The sequence below is a fragment of the Lonsdalea iberica genome, from assembly GCF_002111585.1.
Lineage (GTDB): Bacteria > Pseudomonadota > Gammaproteobacteria > Enterobacterales > Enterobacteriaceae > Lonsdalea > Lonsdalea iberica.
In genome coordinates this window covers 36,664-49,559 of sequence record NZ_LUTP01000012.1, presented here as the reverse complement: position 1 = coordinate 49,559, position 12,896 = coordinate 36,664, and the positions used below count along the sequence as shown (strand labels likewise).

10 protein-coding genes and 1 pseudogene are annotated in these 12,896 nt (G+C 56.2%); 9 read left to right on the top strand and 2 right to left on the bottom strand.

Features of this window, described 5'->3' with window-relative positions; translation table 11 throughout:
* Positions 1-163 precede the first annotated feature (163 nt).
* From phoB to proY, 5 genes are all read left to right on the top strand, one after another.
* Positions 164-853, top strand: a complete 690-nt coding sequence (gene phoB / locus AU511_RS06660; protein ID WP_094101051.1) for a phosphate response regulator transcription factor PhoB — start codon at positions 164-166, stop codon at positions 851-853.
* A 27-nt stretch (positions 854-880) separates the two neighbouring features.
* Positions 881-2,206, top strand: a complete 1,326-nt coding sequence (gene phoR, locus AU511_RS06655) for a phosphate regulon sensor histidine kinase PhoR (protein ID WP_094101052.1) — start codon at positions 881-883, stop codon at positions 2,204-2,206.
* Positions 2,207-2,441: 235 nt separating this feature from the next.
* Positions 2,442-3,548, top strand: a complete 1,107-nt coding sequence (locus tag AU511_RS06650) for a cobalamin-independent methionine synthase II family protein (RefSeq protein WP_094109186.1) — start codon at positions 2,442-2,444, stop codon at positions 3,546-3,548.
* Positions 3,549-3,946: 398 nt separating this feature from the next.
* A complete protein-coding gene (gene brnQ, locus AU511_RS06645) occupies positions 3,947-5,266 on the top strand; it encodes a branched-chain amino acid transport system II carrier protein (RefSeq protein WP_094109185.1) in 1,320 nt (439 codons plus the stop codon).
* 73 nt (positions 5,267-5,339) lie between these two features.
* On the top strand, positions 5,340-6,698 hold the full coding sequence (gene proY, locus AU511_RS06640) for a proline-specific permease ProY (protein ID WP_094109184.1): 1,359 nt from the start codon (positions 5,340-5,342) through the stop codon (positions 6,696-6,698).
* A gap of 110 nt (positions 6,699-6,808) precedes the next feature.
* Here the strand turns inward: proY and AU511_RS06635 are convergent, their stop codons facing one another.
* Both AU511_RS06635 and AU511_RS06630 read right to left on the bottom strand, forming a co-directional pair.
* Positions 6,809-7,411, bottom strand: a complete 603-nt coding sequence (locus AU511_RS06635; protein WP_094109183.1) for a peroxiredoxin C — start codon at positions 7,409-7,411, stop codon at positions 6,809-6,811.
* 163 nt (positions 7,412-7,574) lie between these two features.
* Complete coding sequence (locus AU511_RS06630; protein WP_094109182.1) at positions 7,575-8,174, bottom strand: acyl carrier protein phosphodiesterase; 600 nt, start codon at positions 8,172-8,174, stop codon at positions 7,575-7,577.
* Between the two features lie 116 nt (positions 8,175-8,290).
* On the opposite strand from AU511_RS06630, the gene queA reads away from it, so the two are divergent.
* The 4 genes and pseudogenes from queA to secD all read left to right on the top strand — a co-directional run bounded on the left by queA (position 8,291) and on the right by secD (position 12,889).
* The gene (gene queA, locus AU511_RS06625; RefSeq protein WP_094109181.1) at positions 8,291-9,361 is read left to right on the top strand and encodes a tRNA preQ1(34) S-adenosylmethionine ribosyltransferase-isomerase QueA; all 1,071 of its coding nucleotides are present in this window, start codon (positions 8,291-8,293) and stop codon (positions 9,359-9,361) included.
* A 92-nt stretch (positions 9,362-9,453) separates the two neighbouring features.
* Positions 9,454-10,584 carry a tRNA guanosine(34) transglycosylase Tgt gene (tgt, locus tag AU511_RS06620; protein ID WP_094101059.1) on the top strand — a complete coding sequence of 377 codons (1,131 nt, stop codon included), beginning with the start codon at positions 9,454-9,456 and terminating at the stop codon, positions 10,582-10,584.
* A 93-nt stretch (positions 10,585-10,677) separates the two neighbouring features.
* Positions 10,678-11,012: pseudogene (yajC, locus tag AU511_RS06615) on the top strand (preprotein translocase subunit YajC).
* 29 nt (positions 11,013-11,041) lie between these two features.
* A complete protein-coding gene (secD, locus tag AU511_RS06610) occupies positions 11,042-12,889 on the top strand; it encodes a protein translocase subunit SecD (RefSeq protein ID WP_094109180.1) in 1,848 nt (615 codons plus the stop codon).
* Positions 12,890-12,896 lie beyond the last annotated feature (7 nt).

Genomic DNA, 12,896 nt, shown 5'->3' with positions numbered 1-12,896 from the left:
GCGATTATAAACAGACAGTTTAGGGCTGTCTCAGGGAATATCCGTTCCAGCGCGGTCAGTTAACCGAGCATGACGAGGGAACCGCTTTATCATAAATTTGTCATAAAACTGACGCATAATCCCCACCGCACGCCAATAGCGACGATTAACGGCAGGATTAATGATGGCAAGACGCATTTTGGTAGTAGAAGATGAGGCGCCTATCCGTGAGATGGTGTGTTTCGTTCTGGAACAGAACGGTTACCAGCCCGTAGAAGCCGAAGATTACGACAGTGCGATTAATCGCCTGTCGGAACCTTATCCTGAGCTGGTCTTGCTGGATTGGATGCTCCCCGGCGGTTCCGGCTTGCAGTTCATCAAACACATGAAGCGTGAAACGCTGACCCGCGATATTCCCGTCATGATGCTGACCGCGCGCGGCGAAGAGGAAGACCGCGTCAAAGGTCTGGAAGTGGGCGCGGACGATTACATCACCAAACCGTTCTCCCCCAAGGAACTGGTGGCGCGTATCAAAGCGGTGATGCGACGCATCTCTCCGATGGCCGTTGATGAAGTGATCGAGATGCGTGGCCTCAGCCTGGACCCTTCGTCGCATCGCGTTACCACCGAGGACCGGGCGCTGGACATGGGGCCGACCGAGTTCAAGCTATTGCATTTCTTTATGACTCACCCGGAACGGGTATATAGTCGGGAACAGTTGCTGAACCATGTCTGGGGCACAAATGTCTATGTCGAAGATCGCACCGTCGATGTTCATATACGCCGCCTGCGCAAAGCGCTGGAAGCCAGCGGGCACGACAAACTGGTGCAGACAGTACGGGGAACCGGTTACCGATTTTCGACGCGTTACTGATCCCGGTCGCAGTGGAGACAACCTCACGTGTTAGAACGCTTATCCTGGAAAAGGCTGGCGGCGGAGTTGGCGATCTTCTGCTTTCCCGCGCTGCTGCTGGGACTGATATTCGGTTATCTGTCGTGGTTCTTGCTGGCGGCGGTGCTGTCTGCCCTGTGCTGGAACTACTATAACCAGCTCCGCTTGTCTCACTGGCTCTGGATCGACCGCAGCATGACGCCGCCTCCCGGTCGCGGCAGCTGGGAGCCGCTGCTTTATGGTCTGTATCAAATGCAGCTGCGCAGTCGCCGCCGCCGCCGCGAGCTGGCGGTGTTGATCAAACGCTTTCGCAGCGGCGCGGAGTCGCTCCCCGACGCTATCGTCATCACGACGGAAGAGGGCGGGATCATCTGGTGCAACCGTCTGGCTCAACATCTGCTGGGGCTGCGCTGGCCTGACGACAGCGGGCAGAATGTGCTCAACCTCCTGCGTTACCCTGAATTTTCCCGCTATATGCAGTCGCAGGAGTTTGAGCGTCCGCTGACGTTGCAGCTCAACAATGGTCACCACGTCGAGTTTCGTCTCATGCCCTATTCTGAAGGTCAAACAATGATGGTGGTGCGCGACGTGACGCAGATGCATCAGTTGGAAGGCGCTCGCCGCAACTTCTTCGCCAACGTGAGCCACGAGCTGCGTACGCCGCTCACCGTGCTGCAAGGGTATCTGGAGATGATGCACGACGGACCGATGGACGGACCGCCGCAGGCCAGGGCGCTCAATACTATGCAAGAGCAGACGCGGCGGATGGATGGTCTGGTGAAACAGCTGCTCACCCTCTCGCGAATCGAAGCGGCCGCGACCATCAATCTCAACGAGAAGGTCGACATACCGCTAATGCTGCATGTGTTGCAGCGCGAAGCGCAGACGCTGAGTCAGGACCGGCACGAGATCGTCTTTCGCGTCAATGAACAGCTGATGGTGTTCGGGAATGAAGAGCAACTGCGCAGCGCCGTCTCTAATCTGGTATATAACGCTATCAACCATACGCCGGAAGGGACTCGGATTGAAGTCACTTGGCAACGAACGTCTCAGGGGGCGCAATTCCAGGTTAGCGACAACGGGCCGGGCATCGCGCCGGAGCATCTGCCCCGGCTAACCGAACGCTTCTACCGCGTGGACAAGGCGCGTTCGCGTCAAACGGGGGGGAGCGGCCTGGGCTTGGCCATCGTCAAACATGCGCTTAGCCATCACGACTCTCGACTGGAAATTCTCAGCGATCTGGGAGAGGGTTCCCGGTTTTTATTCACGCTGCCCAATCGTCTGATTGTGACTGCGCCTTCTTCCCAGCCCCACTCGATGCCTTCACCGTTGTAACTTTGCAGGTCGTCGGTAGCGCGACGACCTGCTCAGAACACTTCCTGGTTCCTTTTACGCCATGCAACGCCGTTGGGCGGAATGAAAACTATTCTCTTGTCGGATAGCGCGATTCATGTCACGATGAAATCACTATAGCCGTCTGGATGTCCAGTTTAAGGGCGATATTCCACGGTCTCTCATTAACTCGGACTGTTGCGGTCAGCCACCGCCAGCAGCGACTCAGGAGTCAAACATGACACAAGCTAAACCTCCGTTCCGCGCTGATGTCGTGGGCAGTTTACTACGCCCGGCGGCGATCAAGCAGGCGCGCCAGCAATGCCTGGCAGGTGAAATCGAGGCGACGCAGCTGCGCGCAGTGGAGGATCGCGAAATTCTGCACGCCGTCGAGCGTCAGAAAGCCGTGGGGTTACAGGTGGTCACCGACGGCGAATTTCGTCGGTCGTGGTGGCACTTCGACTTCTTCGAGGGGCTGGAAGGGGTTGAGGGTTATGAAGCCGGCCACGGTATCCAGTTCAACGGTATTCAGACCAAATCTCGCAGCATCAAGGTCACCGGAAAGGTCAGATTCAATCCGCGCCATCCGATGCTGGACGATTTCCGCTATCTGAACAGCATTGCGGGAGACGCCGCCGCTAAAATGACGATCCCGAGCCCCAGCGTGTTGCACTTCCGGGGCGGCCGCGACGCGATCGACAGCACCGTTTATCCGACGCTGGACGCTTATTTTGACGACCTGGCTCAGACCTGGCATGACGCCATTCAGGCCTTTTATGATACGGGCTGCCGTTATTTACAGTTGGACGACACCGTGTGGGCATATCTCTGCGCCGAGGATCAGAAACGCCAAATCCGCGAGCGCGGTGAAGATCCCGAAATTCTCGCCAGCACGTATGCGCGGGTGTTGAATCAGGCGCTGGCCGACAAACCGGCCGATTTGGTGATAGGTTTGCACGTATGCCGAGGTAATTTCCGCTCGACCTGGATCGCTGAAGGCGGTTACGAGCCCGTTGCCAGCACCTTGTTTGGCGGCGTGAACGTGGATGAGTTCTTCTTGGAATATGACACGGAACGAGCCGGCGGCTTCGAACCGCTGCGTTTTGTTCGTCCGGGCCATCAGCAGGTCGTACTGGGTTTGATAACGACCAAAACCGGCGAGCTCGAAGCGGTGGCTGACGTGGAGAATCGGATCGCTGAAGCGGCGCAGTACGTTGCGTTGGATCAGCTCTGCCTAAGCCCACAGTGCGGTTTTGCTTCAACGGAAGAGGGGAATACCCTGTCTGAAGAGGAGCAGTGGGAGAAGCTAAAGCGCGTTGTGGAGATCGCTAAACGCGTATGGTGACGCCGAGCCACTCCCTTTTTTATAACGCCGATAGCGAATATCGGCGTTTTTTATATGAATAAGTTTTGTTTATGACTGCATTTAGCGCAGAGCGGCATGAAAGTGCCATATTATTGCTCTGGATGGGGCTTAAATGCACAAATCATGTGTTAGTCAATAAAGAAAAACTAATCACATTCACTGGATATTACAAATAATTCAGTTCGATATTCTGCTTTTATAATCTCGCCTTGTATTTTTTCGCTATAAACGGTTTACTTAGCCACCACAAACGCTGTGTGGAAAATAACCATTCCTATACTTCTGCGCACCATCCGAAATCAAGAGCGGATTCATACCGGCGACGACCCCGTTCCGGTCTCTTTTCAGTTCGTTTTACAGGCAACACGACATACGTTATGAATTATCGTTTAAAAACCAGAGATATCGTGGCATTAGGTTTTATGACCTTTGCCTTGTTTGTGGGGGCGGGTAACATTATTTTTCCGCCTATCGTCGGACTGGAAGCGGGTCCTCACGTCTGGATCGCCGCGCTAGGCTTCCTGATTACCGCCGTGGGTCTGCCTGTGATCACCGTCGTTGCGCTGGCGCGCGTGGGCGGCGGCATCGACGCCCTAAGTACGCCGATTGGCCGGAAAGCCGGGATTGTGCTGGCGACAGTCTGTTACCTCGCTGTGGGGCCGCTGTTTGCCACGCCGCGCACAGCGACCGTTTCTTTCGAAGCCGGTATTGCTCCGCTGGTCGGATCCGGCGGCATGCCGTTGCTGATTTATAGCCTCGTCTACTTCGCCATCGTCATCGGCATCTCTCTGTATCCCGGCCGCCTGCTGGATACCGTGGGGCATATTCTGGCGCCCGTCAAAATCATCGCGCTCGGCATCCTCGGGGTTGCTGCGCTGCTGTGGCCCGCGGGTTCGTCTATCCCGCCTGCGGCAGCGTATCAAACAATCCCGTTCTCCAGTGGTTTCCTGAATGGCTACATCACAATGGATACGCTGGGGGCGATGGTGTTCGGTATCGTTATCGTTAACGCGGCCCGTTCGCGTGGCGTCACCGATGCCAAGCTGTTGACGCGTTATACCGTGATGGCCGGTTTGATCGCCGGGCTTGGCCTTGCACTGGTCTATCTGAGCCTGTTCCATCTCGGTGCTAACAGCGGCCAGCTGATCCCGGAAGCTCAGAATGGTGCTGAGATTCTGCACGCGTACGTACAATACACGTTCGGCAACATGGGAAGCGCCTTCCTGGGGATCCTGATTTTTGTAGCCTGTCTGGTAACGGCGGTGGGGCTGACCTGCGCCTGCGCGGAATTCTTCGCCGAATATCTGCCGTTCTCATACCGCACGCTGGTCTTCGTGCTGGGACTGTTTTCGATGGTGGTGTCCAACCTGGGCCTGAGCCATCTGATCCAGCTCTCTATTCCGATTCTGACGGCGATTTACCCGCCGTGTATCGTCCTGGTGATGTTGAGCTTCACCCTGCGCTGGTGGAATAACAGCAGTTACATTGTTGCCCCTACGATGCTGATCAGTCTGGTCTTCGGCGTGATTGATGGCGTAAAATCGTCGGCCTTTGCTTCCTGGTTGCCAGAGTGGGCGAACTACTTGCCGCTGAGTAAACAAGGGCTGGCCTGGCTGTTGCCGTCGCTGGCCGTATTGCTGGTGGCTGCCGTTTACGACCGATTGATCGCTCGTCATACGGCTGCTGCGCGCACTTAGTACGGCAAGAGGGATTTTCACCACAGGCTTCTGCCTGTGGTTTTTTCGTTTGTAAAACAGGGTTGCTTTAAATATGGAACAAGAGTCCAAGCTCAAGCGTGGCTTAAGCGCGCGGCATATCCGTTTTATCGCCTTAGGTTCGGCGATAGGAACTGGTCTGTTTTATGGTTCCGCCAGCGCCATTCAGATGGCGGGCCCCAGCGTGCTGCTGGCTTATCTCATCGGCGGCGTGGCGGCTTACATCATTATGCGTGCGCTGGGGGAAATGTCGGTCAACGATCCTCAGGCCAGCTCCTTTTCCCGCTACGCGCGCGATTATCTGGGTCCGATGGCCGGTTATATCACCGGATGGACCTACTGCTTTGAAATGCTGATTGTTGCCATTGCCGACGTCACGGCCTTCGGCATCTATATGGGCGTTTGGTTCCCCGCAGTGCCGCACTGGGTCTGGGTGCTGAGCGTCGTGCTGATCATCGGGGCGATTAACCTGATGAATGTGAAGGTTTTTGGCGAGCTGGAATTTTGGCTGTCCTTCTTCAAAGTCGCGACCATCATTCTGATGATAGCGGCGGGTATCGGCATCATTCTCTGGGGGATAGGCAACGGCGGCCAGCCGACGGGTATCCACAACCTCTGGACCAACGGCGGCTTCTTCAGTCATGGGGTGATGGGGATGGTACTGTCGTTGCAGATGGTGATGTTTGCCTACGGCGGCGTGGAAATCATCGGTATCACCGCGGGTGAAGCGCAGGATCCGCGTAAATCCATCCCGCGCGCCATCAACTCCGTTCCCTGGCGTATTCTGGTGTTCTACGTCGGGACGCTGTTCGTCATCATGTCCATCTATCCGTGGAATCAGGTGGGCACCAGCGGCAGCCCGTTCGTGATGACCTTCCAGCACATGGGCATTAATGCCGCCGCCGGCATTTTGAATTTCGTGGTGATCACGGCGTCGCTGTCGGCGATTAACAGCGATGTGTTCGGGGTCGGGCGGATGCTGCACGGTATGGCTGAACAGGGCCATGCGCCCAAAGTGTTCATGCGCCTGTCCCGTGGCGGCATTCCGTGGGTAACGGTGGTAGTGATGATGGTGGCGCTGTTGGCGGCGGTTTATCTGAACTACATCATGCCGGAAAAAGTGTTCCTGGTTATCGCGTCGCTGGCGACCTTCGCAACGGTCTGGGTATGGATAATGATCCTGTGTTCCCAAATCGCCTTCCGCCGCAAGCTTACCCGTGAACAGGCCAAAGCGCTGGCGTTCCCAGTGCCGGGCGGGGCGGTGACGTCCGCAGTAGGGATTGTTTTCCTGGCGTTTATCATCGGCCTGATCGGTTACTTCCCGGATACGCGTATCTCGCTGTATGCCGGTTGCCTGTGGATTGCGCTGTTGCTGGCGGGTTACTTCGTCTTCCTGCGGCGTAAAGCCGCCTAATGACCGCAGGCCGGATGGCGTGACCGAGTTGCTCGGTCCGGCTTGAATCTCTGTCAATAAAAAACCCCGCGGCCATTACCGCGGGGTTTTTGACGTTACAGGCCGTTGAATTACAGCTTGTTGGCGTTCTGAGAGAGATATTTGGCGACGCCGTCCGGAGACGCGCCCATGCCTTCTTCACCCTTCACCCACTGCGCCGGACACACTTCACCGTGCTCTTCGTGGAACTGCAGCGCATCAACCATACGCAGCATCTCATCAACGTTACGCCCCAGCGGCAGATCGTTGACGACCTGATGGCGCACGATGCCGTTTTTGTCGATCAGGAAAGAGCCGCGCAGCGCGACGCCCGCATCCGGGTGTTCGATGCCGTAGGCTTTCTGAATTTCGCGTTTGATGTCTGCCACCATCGCGTATTTCACTTCGCCAATGCCGCCTTTATCGATAGGGGTGTTACGCCAGGCATTGTGAACGAACTCGGAGTCGAAGGAGACGCCGACGACTTCAACGCCGCGCTTCTGGAACTCTTCGTAACGATGGTCGAAAGCGATCAGTTCTGACGGGCACACGAAGGTGAAATCCATCGGCCAGAAGAAGATGACGGCCGGTTTACCGTTGATATGCTCTTTCAGGTTGAAATTTTCAACGATCTCTCCGCTGCCTAAAACGGCGGCTGCAGTGAAATCGGGGGCGGGACGAGTGACCAGAATCATAATAACTCCCGTGGTGATAGTGATGAGAAATGAGTAAAGCGGAGGGATATAAACCCTGCCGAGTATAGGTATTTCGCCAGTATGAATAAAGACGTGGTCGGCCAATCAATGAGATAGGTTCAGCCTATTACATCAATTGGTATTAGTTTGCGAAATCGTTCTGTTACCGCAGGGCTGACGCTGACAATTGTCCGCTTTTGGCCGTCTCCATCATGACGGGATAAAACTGCCAGAACAGGGTTTCAAGCTGATGATAGTGGCGCTCGATATCCTCGAAAGAGCCCGCCAGCGCCGCCAGTCGAGGACGCCGTTGCGCCATGCGGTACAGGACTTCGCCGATAAAAGGCAGCTCGGCATAGCGCTCCAGCCAACGCTCGGTCCATAGATAGTTGTTCAGATTGCGGAAACGCTCAGGGGTGTGCGGCAGATGAGGCTCAATTTCCCTGCGAGCATCGGCGACGAACTGCGCCAATGTGACGTGAGGAGCCAGCCTCGACCAATGCAGAGCCAGAAAATGGTCCCACAGCACGTCGAGCGTAATCGGCGCGACGCGGCGATAATCCGGGCTGAAATAGCGGCACGCGGCGCGAACTTCCGGCAGGCTGTCCGTCAGGCTGTCAATTCGCCGATGCAGGCGAATACCGGCGACGATCTCATCGAGAAAAAGGCCGTCGGGATTGCCGCGTACAAAGTCAGCCATCAGGTTTCCCAGCAGGGAGCTGTCGGCCAGCGAGGCTAGATGGAGATGGGCGAGAAAATTCATCCGGGGAGTATAAGTGCAATTCCTTTTGCAGGCCGCTTATTTCTTGCAGCCGGTCGTTCCCGGCTCTAGACTAGGCCGCCTCTTTTTCCCTCTGTCAGATAGCTAAGTGAATAGTCATGCGTGTTGCCGATTTTTCGTTTGAACTCCCTGAGTCCCTCATCGCCCATTATCCCCAGGCGCAGCGTAGCGGGTGCCGTCTGTTGTCGCTGGACGGGCCGAGCGGCGAGACCTCTCTGGGCATCTTTAGCGATTTGTTGGATAAGCTGGAGCCCGGCGACCTGCTGGTTTTCAACAATACACGCGTGATCCCAGCTCGCCTGTTCGGACGTAAAGCGAGCGGCGGCAAGCTGGAAGTTCTGGTGGAGCGCGTACTGGACGAGCATCGCGTGCTGGCGCATGTCCGCGCATCCAAGGCGCCTAAGCCGGGCGCTGAGCTGGTGCTGGGCGAGGATGAAAGCGTGGTGGCCACGATGCTGTCTCGTCAGGATGCGCTGTTCGAAATTCGTTTTGACGATCCACGCGACGTGCTGACCATTCTCAACGATATCGGCCATATTCCGCTGCCGCCCTATATCGACCGTCCTGATGAGGATGCCGACCGAGAGCTGTATCAGACCGTCTACAGCCAGCGTCCCGGCGCGGTCGCGGCGCCGACCGCCGGTCTGCACTTCGACGAGCCGCTGCTGGCCGCGTTGCGCGACAAAGGGATTGAAATGGCCTTCGTCACCCTGCATGTGGGCGCGGGGACTTTCCAGCCGGTGCGGGTTGATAGCATTGAAGATCACGTCATGCACGCCGAGTATGCGGAAGTCCCGCAAGACGTCGTGGATGCCGTGCTGGCGTGTAAAGCCCGTGGCAACCGGGTGATCGCCGTCGGCACGACGTCCGTCCGTTCGCTCGAAAGCGCGGCGCAGGCCAGTTCGGATGCCATTATTGCCCCGTTCTTCGGCGATACCCGCATCTTTATCTATCCCGGCTACCACTACCGCGTCATCGACGCGCTGGTGACCAATTTCCATCTGCCGGAGTCCACGTTGATCATGCTGGTCTCCGCTTTCGCAGGCTACCGTCATACCATGAACGCCTATCGTCGGGCGGTGGCGGAACAACTACGCTTTTTCAGCTACGGCGATGCGATGTTTATCACGCGCAATCCCGAGGCGGAACAGGAACATGTCGGCGAATAAACCGATTATCATCGGCGGCGAATGCCGCCAGCAGCAACTTTTATAGGCAATCAATAACGACATCAGACTGTTTCTCTGGTGCTGGAGGTTAAGTGAAGTACGAATTGTTTACGACTGATGGTCGTGCCCGCCGCGGACGACTGGTGTTTGAGCGTGGCGTGGTAGAGACCCCGGCTTTTATGCCGGTGGGGACTTACGGCACGGTCAAAGGTATGACGCCGGAAGAAGTGAAAGAGACGGGCGCGCAGATCATTCTGGGCAACACGTTCCACCTGTGGCTGCGTCCGGGGCAGGAGATCATGAAACTGCACGGCGACCTGCACGACTTCATGCAGTGGCAGGGGCCGATATTGACTGATTCCGGCGGTTTTCAGGTGTTTAGTCTGGGCGATATCCGCAAGATCACCGAAGAAGGCGTTCATTTCCGAAACCCGATCAATGGGGATGCGATCTTCCTTAGCCCGGAAAAATCGATGGAAATCCAGCACGACCTGGGATCGGACGTCGTGATGATTTTTGACGAATGTACGCCGTATCCTGCCGACTGGGACTACGCTAAACGTTCGATGGAGATGTCGCTACGCTGGGCGAAGCGTTGTCGTCAGCGCTTCGACGAGCTAGGCAACGGCAATGCGTTGTTCGGCATCGTGCAGGGCAGCGTTTACGAAGATTTACGAGATGTGTCGGTAAAAGGGCTGGTAGACATTGGTTTTGATGGGTACGCTGTGGGCGGCCTGGCGGTCGGTGAGCCAAAAGCGGACATGCATCGCATTCTGGAACACGTCTGCCCTCAGCTTCCGGAAGATAAACCTCGTTACCTGATGGGCGTGGGTAAGCCGGAAGACTTGGTGGAAGGTGTGCGACGTGGCGTAGACATGTTCGACTGTGTGATGCCGACCCGCAACGCCCGCAATGGTCACCTGTTTGTGACTGATGGCGTGGTGAAAATTCGCAACGCCAAGCATAAGGATGATACCGCGCCGCTGGATGCCGAATGTGATTGCTATACATGCCGCCATTACAGCCGTGCTTATCTGCATCATCTTGATCGTTGTAACGAAATACTCGGCGCGCGTCTCAATACCATCCATAATTTGCGCTATTATCAGCGGCTGATGGCAGGTTTACGCCAGGCTATCGAAGACGGTGAATTGGATGACTTTGTCGCCGAATTCTACCAGCGTCTTGGCAAGCCGGTTCCGCCGGCGATTGACGCAGTATAAGCAGTATAAGCAGTATGAGGGCGGCGGCGGACGTCGCTCCCTTGACGTTATTTGGTTTGATCACTTTTTCGTTTTTATAAAGAGGAAACTTACATGAGTCTTTTCATTTCCGATGCCGTTGCAGCAACAGCGGGGGCTCCGGCGCAGGGAAGCCCTTACTCTCTGATCATCATGCTGGTCGTGTTCGGTCTGATTTTTTACTTCATGATCCTGCGTCCTCAGCAAAAGCGCGCCAAGGAACACAAAAATTGATGGATTCCATCAGCAAAGGGGATGAAGTGCTGACTAACGGCGGCCTAGTCGGTCGTGTGACCAAAGTCTCCGAGAATGGCTACATCGCCATCGAACTGAACGAAAACAACGAAGTCGTGATCAAACGTGATTTCGTCGCCTCCGTGCTGCCGAAGGGTACGATGAAAGCCCTGTAATTTTTCGCCTTTTCCCAAAGGGAACTACCGTGTTAAATCGTTATCCTTTGTGGAAGTACATCATGCTGATCGCGGCTGTTCTTGTCGGTCTGCTGTATGCGCTTCCTAACCTATATGGTGAGGATCCGGCGATTCAGATCACTGGCGCGCGGGGTGCCGCCGCCAGTGAGTCTACGCTGGTCCAGGTCCAGAATGTCTTAAAAGAACAGAATCTCTCCAGCAAGTCGATTGCGCTTGAAAACGGCGCGATACTGGCTCGTTTCTCCAACCCTGACGTACAGCTCCGCGCCCGTGAAGCGCTGCTCGGCGAGCTGGGCGACAAGTTTGTCGTTGCGCTCAACCTGGCTCCCGCCACTCCGCAATGGCTGAGAGTGTTGGGCGCTGAACCCATGAAGCTTGGGCTAGACCTGCGCGGCGGCGTGCACTTCCTGATGGAAGTGGATATGGATACCGCGCTGGGCAAGCTGCAGGAGCAAACCATGGACTCCCTGCGCAGCGATCTGCGCGAGAAAAACATTCCCTACGCGTCCGTCCGCAAGAGTGATAACTACGGCGTCGACATTCGATTCCGCGATGGTCAGACTCGCGATCAGGGCGTCAGCTATCTGACATCCCGTCATCGCGATCTGGTGATCAATGCCAATGGCGATGCGACGCTGCGTGCGGTCATGAGCGATGCGCGACTGAGCGAAGCACGCGAGTATGCGGTCCAGCAGAACATCAACATTCTGCGTAATCGTGTGAACCAGCTGGGCGTGGCGGAGCCGTTAGTGCAGCGTCAGGGCGCCGATCGTATCGTTGTAGAACTGCCGGGGATTCAGGATACGGCGCGCGCGAAAGAAATTTTGGGCGCGACGGCGACGTTGGAGTTCCGTCTGGTCAATGCTAATGCGGATTCCACGGCGGCAGCCAGCGGCCGCGTACCGGGTGATTCGGAAGTCAAACAGATGCGCGAAGGCGGTCCTGTCGTGCTGTACAAGCGCGTGATCCTGACCGGCGACCACATCACCGACTCCACGTCCAGCTCCGACGAATATAACCGTCCTCAGGTCAATATTTCTCTGGACAGCGCCGGCGGCAATATCATGTCCAACTTCACCAAGGACAACATTGGCAAGCTGATGGCGACGCTGTTCGTGGAATATAAGGACAGCGGTAAGAAAGACGCCAACGGCCGCTCAATTCTGGAGAAACAGGAAGAGGTCATCAACGTCGCGACCATTCAGTCTCGCTTGGGTAACAGCTTCCGTATCACCGGCATCAACAATCCGAACGAAGCTCGTCAGCTGTCGTTACTGCTGCGCGCCGGTGCGCTGATTGCGCCGATTCAGATCGTCGAAGAGCGGACTATTGGCCCGACGCTGGGGATGCAGAACATCACTCAGGGGCTGGAAGCCTGCCTGTGGGGGTTGATCGCGTCCATCGTGTTCATGGTGGTCTACTACCGTAAATTCGGGATTATCGCGACCACGGCGCTTATCGCTAACCTGGTGCTGATTGTCGGGATTATGTCCCTGCTGCCTGGCGCGACGCTCACCATGCCGGGGATTGCCGGTATCGTGCTGACGCTGGCGGTGGCGGTTGATGCGAACGTGTTGATAAACGAACGTATCAAGGAAGAGCTGAAAAACGGTCGAACGGTGCAACAGGCGATTCATGAGGGTTACAAAGGCGCGTTCTCCAGTATCGTGGATGCTAACGTGACGACCCTGATCACCGCCGTGATCCTGTATGCGGTCGGTACCGGCTCGATCAAAGGCTTTGCCATCACCACGACGATCGGGGTTGCAACCTCGATGTTTACGGCGATTGTCGGTACCCGTGCCATCGTGAACCTGCTTTACGGCGGTAAACGCATTAACAAGCTGTCTATCTGAGGAGTGC